This is a genomic window from Allobosea sp. 2KB_26, from assembly GCF_052115715.1.
Lineage (GTDB): Bacteria > Pseudomonadota > Alphaproteobacteria > Rhizobiales > Beijerinckiaceae > Allobosea.
In genome coordinates this window covers 564283-579189 of sequence record NZ_JBFRHE010000002.1, presented here as the reverse complement: position 1 = coordinate 579189, position 14907 = coordinate 564283, and the positions used below count along the sequence as shown (strand labels likewise).

Here is a 14907-nt window from a genome sequence, read left to right as displayed (position 1 = left end):
GCGACAAGAAGGCCTCGACCTCCTATATCCAGCGCCGCCTGCAGATCGGCTACAACCGCGCCGCCTCGATCATGGAGCGCATGGAGAACGAGGGCATCGTCGGCCCCGCCAACCACGCCGGCAAGCGAGAGATCCTCGTCGAGGCCAGCGCGTCGCCTTGATCTCCATCTCCTGCGGGCGGAGACGGCGCTGCCGCACTGGCAGCGTCGTGCGTTAGCGACCCTGTCAGCTGCCGGATCGGGACGCGGCACCCTCGCCCGTTCGGCACGGCGAGCGAAGACGGGTACGTTGCGCAGCCGATGCGGTTACTATGCGGCCTTAGCATCGCTCGCACCGGAGGCGACAATGAACCGAGCCGTTCTGTCATTGATGCTGATGTTGGCCGCCGATCTTGCAGTGGCTCAGCCCCGGACCTCCACCGTCAACAGGCCCTGCAGTGCCAGCCGGCACGATGTCATCGCCAACGGCGCAATCGTGCTCGGTACCGGCGGCTATACCTATGACCGCTTCGTGCGCGACCGCAGCTTCTGCGAGTTCGACGAATATGCCGATCCCGCCTGGGTTCCGAGCCGCGACACAGCGAGCTGCTTCGTCGGCTATCGCTGCAAGAGCGGGATGTATGACTAGGGAGGAGCGAAATCCGCGCGCACGGCAAGGCCGCGCGCCTTCGTCTTTCCCATCCCTTGCGCGGAAGGCTGTGTGAGCGGTTGTTCCACGTCTGGCGCGAGCGCGCATGCATCTCGGCCCGGCAACCCGCAACCCTACGACGCCGAAGCTGACATTAGGCTGACACGTCATGTCAGGTTTGCGAGCCGGATTGTCGGGTAGAAACGGCGCCTGAGGTTCCTGGCAGGAGCCCACTGAACTTCGCTGCGCAGACCTTGCCGAATGCAGACCTTGCCGAAGACGGACACGCGATGGGGGGCACTCCAGCGATAGACCCTCGGGGGAGCTTCGTCACGTGGCCGTACCTATCGCTGGGCGGAACTTGAGTGGAGGAACGCGTCATGGGATATGCAGTCGATCCTTACGGGCCGGCACGGAATACCGCTCTGCTTGCGAGCATCACCGCGCTGGAGGCCGCCGTAATCGTGATCCTCGGTCGCGTGGCGCTGCTGGGCGCCGATTCCGTGGAAGAGGCCCATGTCACCCTCTCGGAACTCCGGGCCCATTGCGAGCAAGTGAGGGAGACCTTGCTGTCGATGGCGGTGCCACGCGCTGAGGCCGAAGCGGTCATCTTCAGCACCACCTTCACCCGGGAGCTCGACCACATCTTCGGGGCCATTCGCTTCCGCGCGGCGACATCGCAGTGATAGTGGAAGGCTCCTGAGGCAAATGCCAAGGCGCGGCAGCCCAAGCAGCGGCGCAACCTCCCCCTGAGCGGGAGACGCCCTGACACGGCATCCGCGCGTCATTCCGGATCTCATTCCGGTAGAGCCAGAAGCGGCCTCATCGCTTCATTGATCCAGTGCCATTCGGAGCCCGCCGGGCCTCCTGCATCGTCGCCGCGCAAGATGGCGAGCAGCTGCTGATAGCGGATCGAACGGGCGTGGTGCTTCCGATACTGATCGAGATGCCAATCCAGGAAGGCCCGATCGGGAGCGCGCTTCATTGCGTGGGCTGAGAGTTCAAGCCATTCCCGTGCGATCGCGGCAGCGCTTGCGGAATCCGGCCTTGCACCGTCGTCCATCGCGGCGCGAACCTTGGCGAGGGTCCGGTTCGCGGCTTCGGCATAGGCGGCGGGATCGAACTCAGCGGTCCACATGGCCCCGGCATTCGCCCGCATCTCTGCCATGTAGCTTTCATCGGTGATGATCGCCGTAAGCTCGGCCCAGGCATCGATCTGCGCGGGCGTCGGATCATCCGGAAGCTCGGGTGTGCTGGCCTCGATCATCTGGCGCTTCCAGGCATCGTCCATCTGCGCGCCTCCGGCGACCTCGTCGTAGAAGCGCTCGACCAGCAGGCGAAACTGGGCATTGGAAAGGGTCGTCACGGTCCATAATCTCCTGAGATCGGTTTCGGTGGGGTCGGGCGACTTCAAGGTCGCGCGCAGGACGGCGGCGACGCGGCGCTGCGAGGCGATCTCCGCCTCCAACGCGCGAAGGCGCATGGTCAGAACGTCCGTCAACGAAAGCCGCCTCGACAGGATCTTTCGGATGACTGCGAGGCCGAGCCCGATATCGCGCAGCGCCCGGATCAGATCGAGACGCGCGACATCCTCCGCGGAATACACACGGTAGTTGCTAAAGGTCCGCGTCGCCGGCGGCAGCAATCCGCTGTCGGAATAGAACCGAATCCGCCTGACCGAGACGCCGCTGAGCTTTGCAAGCTCGCCAATCGTGTGCCGTTCTTCCTTCATGGCGTTGTCCTAGGGCCTCCACCGGATGGAGGGTCAAGCGCTGCCGGAACTGGCGGCCGACCGATTGAGGGCATCCGCGCATTGCAGCGTCTCGCGACGCTGCTCTACCGTGCGGCCATGCCGCGTCGCGGCAGGAACGGGAGCGCCCGCGATGGTCGGCGAACGCAGCGACATATTCGGGTTTGCGCCCGTCCATGATGCGCCGATCCCCTATCTTCAGCGTGTCAGCACTTACTATCAGGCGCTGGGATATGGTCAGCCCTACGCGTGGGCGCATTACGCCGCGGTGCCGTTTCAGGCTTTGGCGAGGCCGCTTTCGGAATGCCGGGTGACGATCATCACGACGGCTGCCCCCTACCAACCGGACAAGGGCGATCAGGGACCGGGAGCGCCCTACAACGCCGCAGCCAAGTTCTATTCCGTCTATTCCGCCGATACTGATGACGAGCACGACCTGCGCATCGCCCATGTCGCTATCGACCGTACGCATACGACCGCCGAAGATCTCGGGAGCTATTTCCCGCTGGCCGCATTGCGCCGAGCGGCGATCTCAGGGCGGCTCGGCTCGATTGCGCCGCGCTTCCATGGCTTGCCGACCAATCGCAGCCACCGCGTGACGCTCGAGATCGATTGCCCGGAGATCGTCGCCCGCTGCACGGCGGATGCGGTCGATGCAGCGATTCTGGTGCCCAATTGCCCCGTCTGCCATCAAAGCGTCGGTCTCGCCGCCCGGACGCTGGAGGAGAATGGCATCGCGACCGTTGTCATGGGCTGCGCCAAGGACATCGTCGAATATGTCGGCGTGCCGCGCTTCCTGTTTTCGGATTTTCCGCTCGGCAATTCCGCCGGACGACCGAACGACCGCAGTTCCCATGACGTCACGCTCGATCTGGCTCTGGCCACGCTGGAGCGGGCACCGGCGCCAAGGACCACGGTGCAGTCCCCATTGATCTGGGGGGCTACCCCGGACTGGAAGCTGGACTATTGCAATATCGAACGTCTCTCGCCCGATGAGATCCGGCAGCGACGGGCCGCCTTCGACGCGCAGAAGGAGACCGCCAGGGCAATCCGTGAACAGGCGCCGGGTTGAGACTTCCGCTCTGGTGTGAAGCAGCGGCAACGCCGCAGAGCGCCGCTCGCAATTGACGCTGGCGCCGGATCTGCCGCAGGCTTTCACCGGAAATCGCCGCCCCGCCCCTGGCCGGATCAGAGCGATGCCCTGGAGGAGCGCGGCTGATGACGGTTGGCAAGGATTTGGCAGATGCCGCGAAAGTGCCCGGGAGCGAGGCGTGCGTGCTGCGCTACATGCTCGAGCGCCAGGCCAGGACAATTCCGGATCGGCGTTTCGTCCAGTTCTGGCCCGGCGTGACCTGGAGCTATGTCGAAGCGCTGCGACAGGTGCGTTTGCGCGCCGCCGCCCTTGCCGCAGCCGGCGTGAAGCAGGGCGACCATGTTCTGTGCTGGATGGGCAATGGCCCCGACCTGCTGGCGACCTGGTTCGCGATCAACTATCTCGGCGCCGTCTATGTCCCGCTGAACACCGCTGCGCGCGGCCGCCCGCTCGAATATGTGCTCGACGATGCCGACGCCGCGCTGATGATCGGACATCGGGCGCTGGTGGCGAGACTGGCGGAGGTCAATCCCGGCAAGCTGCGGCAGGTGCTGCTGGTCGGCGAGAGCGAGCACGAGGTGCCGCAGCTCGCAGGCGTCACTGTCGCGCCGTTCGAGCTCCCCGCGGTGGTTGGCGACGATGCCCTGGCGCTGGAGCGCGCGATTGAGCCCTGGGACACCCAGGCGATCATGTACACGTCCGGCACGACCGGAAATGCCAAGGGCGTGGTATCGTCCTATGTGCAGCTCTACACGATGGGGCCTGACGCATTCGACTGCATCGGCCCCGAGGATTGCTGTCTGGTCTGCGGGCCGATCTTCCATTGCGGCTCGACGCTCTATGTCTATGCGATGCTGGCCTGCGGCGGGTCGATCGGCATGGTTCGCGAGTTCCGCACGGCGGATTTCTGGGATGCCGTTCGCGGCACGGGCAGCACGCTGGTCTTGCTGCTCGGCGTCATGGCGACATTCCTGCTGAAGCAGCCGGCCAGCGAGCGAGACCGGGATCACCCGCTGAAGAAGGCGTTCATCGTGCCCTTCGGCGAGGACGCTGTGCCCTTCCGCGAGCGCTTCGGCGTCGCTCTGCACACCGTCTACAACATGACGGAAATCGCCAGTCCGCTCAGCGCCGGTCCCGGCATTGCGGAGCAAGGGCTCGCAGGATTGCCGCGCCCCTGGTTCGAGCTGCGGGTCGCCGATATCCACGACCGGGAAGTGCCAAGGGGCGAGGTCGGCGAATTGCTGGTTCGCTCGCACCGGCCCTGGGCGCTGCTGAAGGGCTATTACGGGAATGCCGAGGCGACGGTCGCGGCGATGCGCAATGGTTGGTTCCACACCGGCGACGCTTTTCGCCAGATGCCGGACGGGCGCTTCTTCTTCGTCGACCGGCTCAAGGACGTGATCCGCCGGCGCGGCGAGAACATTTCGTCCTTCGAACTGGAGAGCGAGATCCTGGCCCATCCCGGGGTTCGCGAGGCGGTTGCCGTCGCGGTGCCGAGCGAACATGGCGAGGACGAGGTGCTGGCCGTGGTCAACCCGGTCGCCAGCGGCGCACTCGACCAGACCGAGCTGGTGAATTTCCTGGCGGAGCGCATCGCGCATTACATGGTGCCGCGCTTCATCCGCGTCGTAGACGAACTTCCGAAGACGGCGAGCGGCAAGCTGCAGAAGCATGTGCTGCGCAGCGAAGGCGTCACGCCCGATACTTTCGACCGTGACGCCGCCGGGATCCGCGTCAGAGCCGAGCGGCTCGGTTGAGCCGCCTGGCGGGTTTGATCATCGGACCGGATGCGAGATCCGATCCGATGATCATGTCTTCTGTTTGCGGATCGGCTGTCCCGAAAGCCGCTATCCGTTTTTCGAGCCGGTGCTTTTAGAGCGGCTTCAGATTGGCCTCGATCTGCCGGCGCTTCGGTTCCAGGAAGGGCGGCAGCGAGAGCTTTTCGCCCATTGTTTCCGCCGGTTCATCGGTCGCGAAGCCGGGGCCATCGCTGGCGATCTCGATCAGGATTCCATTCGGCTCGCGCAGATAGAGCGAGCGGAAATAGAAGCGGTCGACCGGACCGCTATTGGGATAGCCGGCCGCGCGCAGGCGCTCCGCCCATTCATCGTACTCGCCGAAGGTCGGCGTCCGCAGCGCAAGATGGTGGACACCGCCCGCCCCTTCGCGCGCCTGTGGCAGGTCGGGCTCTACCGCGACATGCAGCTCCGCCGCCGGCCCGCCATCGCCGACCTTGAAGACGTGGATGTCGCCGGTCGCATGAGCCGCGTCGCGATAGTCCGCGATGCGCTCAAGGCCGAGCAGCTTGCCCAGCACGAGCTCGGTCCGCTCCAGCTTCGGCACGGAAATCGTCACCGGGCCAAGGCCGCGGATCTGATGTTCGGCGGGCACGGAACTCCTGTCCCAGGCCACGAAGGGAATCGCACCGCCATCGGCGATCAGCGTCAGGCGTTGGCCTTCCGGATCCTCGAAATCGATCGCGGCGCGGGCATTGATGGCACGGATATCCGAAACCGTGACGCCAGCCGCCGTCAGCCGCTCGCGCCACCAGTCCAACGACGTCTCGTCAGCGACGCGCAGGGAGGTGCGGGTAATCGAATGGGTGCCGCGCTTGGCCGGAGGAGCCGGCCAGTCGAAAAAGGTCAGGTCGGTGCCGGGCGAGCCGGCGCCGTCGGCGTAGAACAGATGATAGGCCGAGGTGTCGTCCTGATTGACCGTCTTCTTGACCATGCGCATGCCGAGCGTCTCGACATAGAAGCGCCGGTTCTGCGGCGCGTTGGCCGAGATCGCGGTGACGTGATGGATGCCTGTGAGCTTCATGGGTGACCTCCTGATCGCTTCCTTGGCCCGTTGGCCAGTGTTCGCAGCAGAGATAACCGCTTTCGAATGCAACAACAGATCGCCTGTTGCCACGATGACATTGCGGAAATGCAATAAACTGGACTGTGCCCGCGAGTGGGTCAGGCGGGTTGCCCCGTCATTCCCATGATACAGGGCCGGCACGAGCCAGGACCATTGTTCCCGAACGAATGGTGGCCGGCGAGGTTCCGGGTTGCGACCGGCTCAGCCTGTCGTCAGGATTCGCCGGTCGGTGCCTTCGAGCACCACGCAGGTCAGCTGCCCCGTTTCATAGGCGCGCGTGTCGATACCGATGCGGTTCGGGCGGATGACCGGGGCAGTCGTCGGCGTATGCCCGTGAACCACGACGAAACCGAAATCCTCTTCGCTGTCGAGAAATTCGTGCCGGATCCAGAGCATGTCCTGTTCGGATTGCTCGCCGAGGGGAATGCCCGGGCGGATGCCGGCATGCACGAAAAGATAGTCACCGCAGCGCCAGTTCAGGGGCGCCTGCGCGATGAATGCGGCGTGGTCGGCCGGTTGCGCTGCGAAGAAGCGCTGCACGATCTGACGGCACGCCAGATCCTCCTCGACCTCGTCGAACTCGGCCAAGTCAATGCCGTAGGATGCCAGCGTCTCGACACCGCCAAACCGGCACCAGCGCAATACGAGATCGGGCGCATGGCGAATGCCGAGCGTGTAGTCCTCATGATTGCCGCGCAGCGTGACGAGCTCACGTTCGCGCCGCTTGTCGATGAGATGAGCGATCACGCCGGAGGAGTCGGGACCGCGGTCGATATAGTCGCCAAGCATGACCTGGATGACGCGCTTGCCTGAGGCTGAACGGGCATCCGCGTCGATCTGGGCCTCGATCTCGCGCAGCAGATCGAGGCGGCCATGGACGTCGCCCACCGCATAGATGCGCAGGCCGTCAGGTATTGCCGGCTGGCGGCCGGCGAGCGGCGGGTTGGCGGCATCCATGGGCTTGGCTCCGGCGGTATCTGATCGCCGGGCCTTGTCGCCCGTCGTTTCGCGCGCGGCAAGGGTGAATGGCTAATGTGCGTCCGCGTGCCGCCCCGGCTTGGCCTTGAGCTTGAGCTCCGTCAGGTCCTCGCGCTCGCGCGGCGTGTTGCGCATCAATTGATCCTTGCCGGGCTGGTACTGCACCGGTTGCGGGATATCGACGCCATACCAGGCCGCGGCGCGCAGCACGAAGGACGGGTCCGCCAGATGCGGACGCCCGAGCGCGACGAGATCGGCGCGGCCGGATGCAATGATCGTGTTCACCTGATCGGCCGTGGTGATGTTGCCGACGCACATGGTGGCGATGCGCGCCTCGTTGCGAATGCGGTCCGAATACGGCGTCTGGAACATGCGGCCATAGATCGGCCGGCTGTCATTCACGGTCTGCCCGGTGGAAACATCGACGAGGTCGCAGCCCTCCCCGGCAAAGGCGGCCGCAATGGCGACGGAATCCGCGGGCGACAGGCCGCCTTCCTTCCAGTCCGTCGCCGAAATGCGAACGGACATCGGCTTCTCCCGCGGCCAGGCCTCGCGCAGCGCCCGAAACATCTCGAGCGGGTAGCGCAGGCGGTTCTCGAGCGAGCCGCCATAGGCGTCCGTCCTGTGGTTCGTCAGCGGCGAGAGGAAGCTCGCCAGCAGATAGCCATGGGCGCAATGCAGCTCCAGCATATCGAAGCCTGCCCGCTCGCCGCGCTCGGCTGCGGCGACGAACTCGGAGCGCACGCGGTCCATGTCGGCGCGCGTCATCTCGCGCGGCACCTGGCTCTCGGGATAATAGGGCAAGGGCGAGGCCGAGATGATCGGCCAGGCCCCTGCGAGAAGCGGCCGGTCCATCCCCTCCCACATCAGCCTGGTCGCGCCCTTGCGGCCGGCATGCCCGAGCTGCAGGCAAAACTTTGCGGCCGAGTTCGCGTGAACGAAGTCGACGATGCGCGTCCAGGCCGCCTCCTGCTCGTCGCTGTAGAGGCCGGTGCAGCCGGGCGTGATGCGGGCGTCGGCGGCGACGCACGTCATCTCACTGACGATCAAGCCCGGCCCGCCAATGGCCCGCGAGCCATAGTGCATCAGGTGCCAGTCCGTCGGCAGGCCCTCTACCGCCGAATACTGGCACATGGGCGAGAGCACCATGCGGTTCTCGACCTGCATCTCGCGGAGCCGGAACGGCTGGAAGGCGGGTGCCACGGGGGAACCGTCGCGCTTGCGCCGCGCCGTGGAGCCGACTTCGTCTGCCACAAGCGTGTCGATGGCCGCGACGAAGGCGGGCGCGCGCAGAGCGAGATTGTCATAGGTGATCGCCTTCGAGCGCGTCATCAGACCGAAGGCAAAGCGCAACGGATCGAAATTCCAGAAGCGTCGCAGCTGCTCGAACCAGACCAGCGAGACATCCGCCGCGTGCTGCGTCTTCTCGACCTCTTCGCGCCGGGTCCGTTCGTAGAGCGACAGGGCGGCGGAGACGTCGAGCTTCGCCTTGCCGAAGGCACGATGCAGCGCGATCGCGTCCTCCATTGCCAGCTTGGTGCCCGACCCGATGGAGAAATGCGCCGTCGCCTTGGCGTCTCCGATCAGCACGACATTGTCCGAGACCCAGTTCTCGCAGCGGATCATCGGGAAATTGCGCCAGAGCGAGCGATTGGTGATCAGCCGGTGACCCTGCAGCTCCTCCGCGAAGACGCCTTCGAGGAAGGCGGCCGAGGCGGCTTCGTCCATGCCCTCCAGACCGGCTTTCGCAAAGGTCTCGGGGTCCGTCTCCAGCACCCATGTCGAGCGCCCGGCCTCGTACTGATAGCAATGGGCAATGAAGAGCCCGTGCTCGGTTTCCTTGAAGAAGAAGGTGAAGGCGTCGAAGGGGCGGGTCGAACCCATCCAGGTGAACTTGTTCGGCCGGAGATCGACCTGTGGCCTGAAGCGGTCGCGCCAGCCTTCGCGGATGCGGCTGTTGATACCGTCGGCCGCGACCACGAGATCGAAGTTGCGCTTCAGCGCTTCGATGTCATCGGCTTCCGTTCCGAATTTCAGCGTGACGCCGAGCTCTCGGCAGCGCTCCTGCACCAGCATCAGCAGCGAGCGGCGCGAGCAGCCGCAAAAGCCGTTGCCGGAGACACGATGGAGCGTGTCCTTGAAGCGGATCTCGATATCGTCCCAGTAGGCGAAATTGTCGATGATCGCGCCGTAGCTTTCAGGGTCGGCCGCCTTGAAGGTATCGAGCGTCTGGTCGGAAAAGACGACGCCGAATCCGAACGTGTCGTCAGGCTGGTTGCGTTCGAAGACCGTGACGTCCAGCCCCGGCCAGTCACGTTTCATCAGCAGCGCGAAATAGAGTCCGGCAGGACCGCCCCCGACGACCGCAATGCGCATCACCCATCCTCCCCGGCTGTGACGGATATTATTTTAAGCCTGAAATATTTTTTCCTCAAGGGGGATCGCCGTGGCTTCAACGTGGAGGGCGGGAGCAAGTCCAATTCTATACGTATTCCGCCATTGCCGCGCGCAATTCACGATCATGCGCTCGTTCCAAGCCTCGCTTGCAAATTGCTTCAGACCTAAAATATATTGCTCGGCATGAGGAGGCTCGGCGTCATGGATCTGGCGGGACGACATGCTCTGGTGACGGGCGGCGGGCGTGGCATCGGCCGGGCTGTTGCCGGCGCTCTCAAGGCGGCCGGTGCGCATGTCTCGATCATCGGCCGCAGCGCGGCGACCCTGCAGAGCGCCATTGCCGAGGGCGATGCCGATAGCTTCGCGCTCGCCGATGTCACCAATGAGGCAGCTGTCGCGGCGGCGATCGGCACTCTCTCCAGAGAACGGCCGCTGGATATCGTCGTCGCCAATGCAGGCGGGGTCGAGACTGGGCCGTTCCTGAAGAGCGACGCTGAGCGCTTCCGGCGGATGTTCGAGTTGAACCTGATCGGCACGGTCAATGCCTTCCGGGCGGCCCTGCCCGGCATGACCGAGCGCCGCGAGGGGCGGCTGATCGCGATCGCCTCCACCGCCGGGCACCGCGGCTATCCCTATGTCTCGGCCTATGTCGCGGCCAAACATGCGGTCATCGGGCTGACGCGCTCACTGGCGCTGGAGGCTGCCCGATCCGGCATCACGGTGAATGCGATCTGCCCCGGCTATACCGATACCGACATGGTGGCGGACAGCATCGAGGCGATCACCGCCAAAACCGGAAAGCCGGGCGAGCAGGCGCTGGCGGAGTTGGTCAAGGGCAACCCCCAGGGCCGGCTGATCGCTCCGGAAGAGGTCGCGGCAGCCGTGCTCTACCTCTGCGGTCCGTCCAGTGCCGGGATCACCGGCCAGTCGATCCTGATCAATGGCGGGGAGTTCTAGAGCGATGGAAACACCCTCCCCCGGCCTCATCCTCGACCGTGAGACCAAGGCAAGCGAGCGTCCCGGCGATCACAAGGACGAGCTCAGGCTCTGGCTCAGGATGCTGACCTGCTCGACCCTGATCGAGACCGAGATCCGCAATCGCCTGCGCGAGGAATTCAAGACGACGCTGCCGCGCTTCGACCTGATGGCGCAGCTCGACAAATCGACGACGGGCATGACGGTCGGCGAGGTCTCGCAGCGGCTGATGGTCTCGAACGGCAATGTCACGGCCGTCGTCGCTGGCCTGCTGGCCGACGGGCTGGTCGACAAGCGCCCGGCCGCGCAGGATCGGCGCGTCCAGGTGCTGACGCTGACGGCGCAGGGCCGCAAGAGTTTTCGCGCCATGGCGGAGCGGCATGAAGGCTGGATCGCCGAGCTCTTCGCCGGCCTCGACCAGCCCGAGATCGTCCAGCTCTTCCGCCTGCTCGGACAGACCAAGGCCTCTCTGCACCAGGCCATCAAGCGCCGCGCCGATGAAGCGGCGGGCCGGGGAGAGAACGCATGAGCATCGCCAACGCCACCACCTTGCCGCTCGCCGGCTTCAAACCGGCGCATTTCGGCTTGGGCGTTGCCGGCAAAGTCGCGACAGTGACGCTGAACCGGCCGGACAAGAAGAACCCGCTTACCTTCGAGAGCTACCGCGAGCTCACCGATTTCTTCCTCGCCGCGCAGAAGGAGGAAGAGGTCAAGGCGGTCGTGATCACCGGAGCCGGCGGCAATTTCTCCTCCGGCGGCGATGTCTTGGAGATCATCGGACCACTGGTCGCGATGGACACCAAGGATCTGCTCAAATTCACCCGCATGACCGGAGACTTGGTCAAGGCGATACGCGGCTGCCCGCAGCCGGTGATCGCGGCGATCGACGGCATCTGCGCCGGCGCGGGTGCGATCATGGCGATGGCCTCGGATATCCGCTTCGGCACGCCCGAGACCAAGATCGCCTTCCTGTTCAACCGCGTCGGCCTTGCCGGCTGCGACATGGGCGCCTGCGCGATGCTGCCGCGCATCATCGGCCAGGGCCGGGCGGCCGAGCTGCTCTACACCGGCCGTGTGCTCAAGGGCGAGGAAGCCGAGCGCTGGGGGTTCCTCAACCGGCTCGTCGGCAAGGAAGCGGTGCTCGGCGAGGCGCAGGCACTCGCCGGCGAACTGGCGGATGGGCCGACCTTCGCCAACGCAATGACCAAGCGCATGCTCGAGATGGAGTGGGCGATGTCGGTCGAGGCGGCGATCGAGGCCGAAGCCGTGGCGCAGGCGCTCTGCATGCAGACCGAGGATTTCGCCCGCGCCTATCACGCCTTCGCCGCCAAGCAGAAGCCGGTCTTCGAGGGGAACTGAGATGATCGGGACCGGCATTCTTGGCGATACGCTCGACTGGCCGTTCTTCGAGGACCGTCATCGCGCCTTTGCCAGGGATCTCGCAGATTGGGCCGACGCCACTCTGCCCGGCCTGCCCCATGACGATGTCGATGCCGCCTGCCGGGCGCGGGTGAAGGCGCTTGGCGAGGCCGGCTTCCTGAGGGCCGTCGTGCCGGCGGCGCATGGCGGGCTCGGCGAGGCCCTGGACGTTCGCACACTCTGCCTCGCCCGCGAAATTCTTGCGGCGCGCGACGGGCTCGCGGATTTCGCCTTCGCCATGCAGGGGCTTGGTACCGGTTCGATCTCGCTTGCCGGTTCGGAGGCTATGCAGGCCCGCATCCTGCCAGGCATCCGCGACGGCAGACGCATCGCAGCCTTTGCCCTCTCCGAGAAGGAAGCGGGCTCGGATGTCGCTGCCATGGCGACGACGGCCGCGCCTGACGGCAACAGCCATGTCCGCATCGACGGCGAGAAGACCTGGATCTCGAATGGCGGCATTGCGGACCACTATGTCGTCTTCGTACGGACGGGCGAGGCGCCCGGCGCGCGCGGGCTCTCTGCCTTCCTGGTCGAGGCCGACACGCCCGGCCTGAGCATTGCAGAGCGCATCGATGTGATTGCGCCGCACCCGCTTGCCACGCTCCGCTTCGAAGCCTGCCGTGTCCCGGTCGCCAACCGGATCGGCGGGCCCGGCGATGGGTTCAAGGTCGCGATGGCGACCCTCGACATATTCCGCTCGACGGTCGGCGCTGCGGCGCTCGGATTCGCCCGGCGCGCGCTGCACGAGACCGTGTCGCACGCCAATGGCAGAAAGCTCTTTGGCGGAACGCTCGGCGATCTGCAGCTCTCGCAGGCCGCGATCGCGGACAGCGCGGCCGAGGTCGATGCCGCGGCCCTGCTGGTCTACCGGGCGGCCTGGACCAAGGACAAGGGGGCGCCGCGCGTCACGCGCGAAGCTGCGCTCGCCAAGCTCGTCGCAACCGAGAACGCCCAGCGCGTCATCGACCGCGCCGTCCAGATCCATGGCGGACTCGGCGTGACCAGGGGCGTCAAGGTCGAGGAGCTCTATCGCGAGATCAGGGCGCTCAGAATCTATGAGGGCGCCAGCGAGGTTCAGAAGGTCGTCATCGCGCGCGATCTCCTGAAGGCGAATGCCATGAGCGGAGGCTGAGATGGCGCAGGCGGAGTTCGTGCGGTCAGGACATCTGGACAGTTTCGCGCGGGACAATCTGCCACCGCGCGACAGCTGGCCCGACCTCAAGGTCACAGATGCCGGCCTCGCCTATCCCGAGCGGCTCAATGTCGCGACCGAACTGCTCGATCGTCACGTCAGCGAGGGGCATGGCGAACGCATCGCCATCATCTCGGACCGCGAGGTCTGGACCTATGCCGAACTCGCGGAGCGCGTGAACCGCATTGCCAATGTGCTGACCCGCGATCTTGGGATGCGGCCGGGCAATCGTGTGCTGCTGCGGGCCGCCAATACGCCGATGATGGTCGCGGCCTATCTCGCCGTGTTGAAGGCGGGCGGCGTCGCGGTCGCGACCATGCCGATGCTGCGCGCCGGCGAACTCGCCTACCCCATCCGCAAGGCGAAGATCACATTGGCCCTGTGCGATCACCGCCTGATCGATGATCTCCGGACGGCCCAGACACAGACTCCCGAGCTCCCGCGCATCGTGACCTGGGGCGGAGGCACGCCGACCGATCTCGAAGCGCTGATGGCGCGGGCGGGCTATGAGAACGCCACCGCCGCCGATACCGCCCGCGATGATGTCTGCCTGATCGGCTTCACGTCGGGCACCACTGGCGAGCCGAAGGGCACCATGCATTTCCACCAGGATCTGCTCGCCATTTGCGACACCTATGGCGCGCACGTGCTGAAGGCGGCACCGGAAGACCGCTTCATCGGCTCGCCGCCGCTCGCCTTCACCTTCGGGCTCGGCGGACTCGTGCTGTTCCCGATGCGGATCGGTGCCGCGATGGTGCTGCCCGACAGGGCCGCCCCCGCCGATCTCGTCACAGCGATCGAGCGCCACAAGGCGAGCGTCTGCTTCACGGCGCCGACGGCCTATCGCGCCATGCTCGACAAGCTCGACGGCCGCGATATCTCTTCCCTGCGCATCTGCGTCTCGGCCGGGGAATCCCTGCCCAAGGCGACCTTCGAAGTCTGGCTGAAGCGGACGGGGCTGCCGCTGATGGACGGCATCGGCGCCACCGAGATGCTGCATATCTTCATTTCCGCGCCGCGCGAGGCGATAAGGCCGGGCGCCACCGGCCTGCCCGTTCCTGGCTACGAGGCGCGGATCGTCGACGAGGCCGGCAATCCCCTGCCCGATGGCACGCCTGGACGCCTCGCGGTGCGCGGCCCGACCGGCTGCCGCTATCTCGCCGATCCCAGGCAGGCGAAATATGCGCAGGACGGCTGGAACATCACCGGCGATACCTATCTGCGCGATGCGGACGGCTATTTCTGGTACCAGGCCCGTTCGGACGACATGATCATCTCTGCCGGCTACAACATTGCCGGGCCGGAGGTCGAAGCCTGCCTTCTTACCCATCCCGATGTCGCCGAGTGCGGCGTGGTGGGGGCGCCCTGTCCGGACCGGGGCCAGGTCGTCAAGGCCTATGTCGTGCTGCGCGACGGCATCCGCGGCGATACGGCCCTCGCCAAGGCATTGCAGGAGCATGTGAAGGCGGGTATCGCGCCCTATAAATACCCGCGCGCCATCGCGTTCGTCCCGGCCCTGCCGAAGACGGCGACGGGCAAGCTGCAGCGTTTCGCGCTGCGCCAGTTGGCACTCACCGAGACCTGATTCCCCCAAGAACAGGCCGAAACGGCCAA

14 protein-coding genes are annotated in these 14907 nt (G+C 65.7%); 10 read left to right on the top strand and 4 right to left on the bottom strand.

What is annotated here, in order from left to right; translation table 11 throughout:
* From AB4099_RS10825 to AB4099_RS10815, 3 genes are all read left to right on the top strand, one after another.
* Positions 1–161: DNA translocase FtsK (locus AB4099_RS10825; protein WP_441478069.1), on the top strand; the 161-nt coding region annotated here is incomplete at its 5' end.
* Positions 162–345: 184 nt separating this feature from the next.
* The gene (locus AB4099_RS10820) at positions 346–627 is read left to right on the top strand and encodes a hypothetical protein (protein WP_113519269.1); all 282 of its coding nucleotides are present in this window, start codon (positions 346–348) and stop codon (positions 625–627) included.
* Between the two features lie 380 nt (positions 628–1007).
* The gene (locus tag AB4099_RS10815; RefSeq protein ID WP_113519270.1) at positions 1008–1313 is read left to right on the top strand and encodes a hypothetical protein; all 306 of its coding nucleotides are present in this window, start codon (positions 1008–1010) and stop codon (positions 1311–1313) included.
* Between the two features lie 110 nt (positions 1314–1423).
* Here AB4099_RS10815 and AB4099_RS10810 read toward each other — a convergent pair whose 3' ends face one another.
* Entirely contained in the window at positions 1424–2359 is a 936-nt protein-coding gene (locus AB4099_RS10810; RefSeq protein WP_113519271.1) for a helix-turn-helix domain-containing protein, read from the bottom strand.
* A gap of 151 nt (positions 2360–2510) precedes the next feature.
* On the opposite strand from AB4099_RS10810, the gene AB4099_RS10805 reads away from it, so the two are divergent.
* Positions 2511–3449 (top strand): glycine reductase, encoded by a 939-nt coding sequence (locus AB4099_RS10805; protein WP_113519272.1) that lies wholly within the window; start codon positions 2511–2513, stop codon positions 3447–3449.
* A gap of 146 nt (positions 3450–3595) precedes the next feature.
* Entirely contained in the window at positions 3596–5227 is a 1632-nt protein-coding gene (locus AB4099_RS10800; protein ID WP_441478054.1) for an AMP-binding protein, read from the top strand.
* A 115-nt stretch (positions 5228–5342) separates the two neighbouring features.
* Here the strand turns inward: AB4099_RS10800 and AB4099_RS10795 are convergent, their stop codons facing one another.
* The 3 genes from AB4099_RS10795 to AB4099_RS10785 form a co-directional block, all read right to left on the bottom strand.
* Positions 5343–6290, bottom strand: coding sequence for a ring-cleaving dioxygenase (locus AB4099_RS10795; protein ID WP_441478053.1), 948 nt, complete (start codon positions 6288–6290; stop codon positions 5343–5345).
* 243 nt (positions 6291–6533) lie between these two features.
* Entirely contained in the window at positions 6534–7289 is a 756-nt protein-coding gene (locus AB4099_RS10790; RefSeq protein ID WP_441478052.1) for a metallophosphoesterase family protein, read from the bottom strand.
* Between the two features lie 72 nt (positions 7290–7361).
* A complete protein-coding gene (locus tag AB4099_RS10785; RefSeq protein ID WP_441478051.1) occupies positions 7362–9686 on the bottom strand; it encodes a bifunctional salicylyl-CoA 5-hydroxylase/oxidoreductase in 2325 nt (774 codons plus the stop codon).
* Between the two features lie 222 nt (positions 9687–9908).
* Here AB4099_RS10785 and AB4099_RS10780 point away from each other — a divergent pair, with 222 nt between their 5' ends.
* Genes AB4099_RS10780 through AB4099_RS10760 form a run of 5 tightly spaced genes read left to right on the top strand, consistent with a single transcriptional unit; the run spans position 9909 to position 14878 of the window.
* On the top strand, positions 9909–10664 hold the full coding sequence (locus tag AB4099_RS10780; RefSeq protein WP_441478050.1) for an SDR family NAD(P)-dependent oxidoreductase: 756 nt from the start codon (positions 9909–9911) through the stop codon (positions 10662–10664).
* A gap of 4 nt (positions 10665–10668) precedes the next feature.
* Complete coding sequence (locus AB4099_RS10775; protein WP_441478049.1) at positions 10669–11211, top strand: MarR family winged helix-turn-helix transcriptional regulator; 543 nt, start codon at positions 10669–10671, stop codon at positions 11209–11211.
* Positions 11208–12041: an enoyl-CoA hydratase family protein gene (locus AB4099_RS10770; protein ID WP_441478048.1), complete on the top strand. Its 834-nt coding sequence runs from the start codon at positions 11208–11210 to the stop codon at positions 12039–12041. Before AB4099_RS10775 ends, AB4099_RS10770 begins: the two co-directional genes overlap by 4 nt.
* Before the next feature lies 1 nt (position 12042).
* Entirely contained in the window at positions 12043–13233 is a 1191-nt protein-coding gene (locus AB4099_RS10765; protein ID WP_441478047.1) for an acyl-CoA dehydrogenase family protein, read from the top strand.
* 1 nt (position 13234) lies between these two features.
* Positions 13235–14878 carry a benzoate-CoA ligase family protein gene (locus AB4099_RS10760; RefSeq protein ID WP_441478046.1) on the top strand — a complete coding sequence of 548 codons (1644 nt, stop codon included), beginning with the start codon at positions 13235–13237 and terminating at the stop codon, positions 14876–14878.
* Positions 14879–14907: the final 29 nt, after the last annotated feature.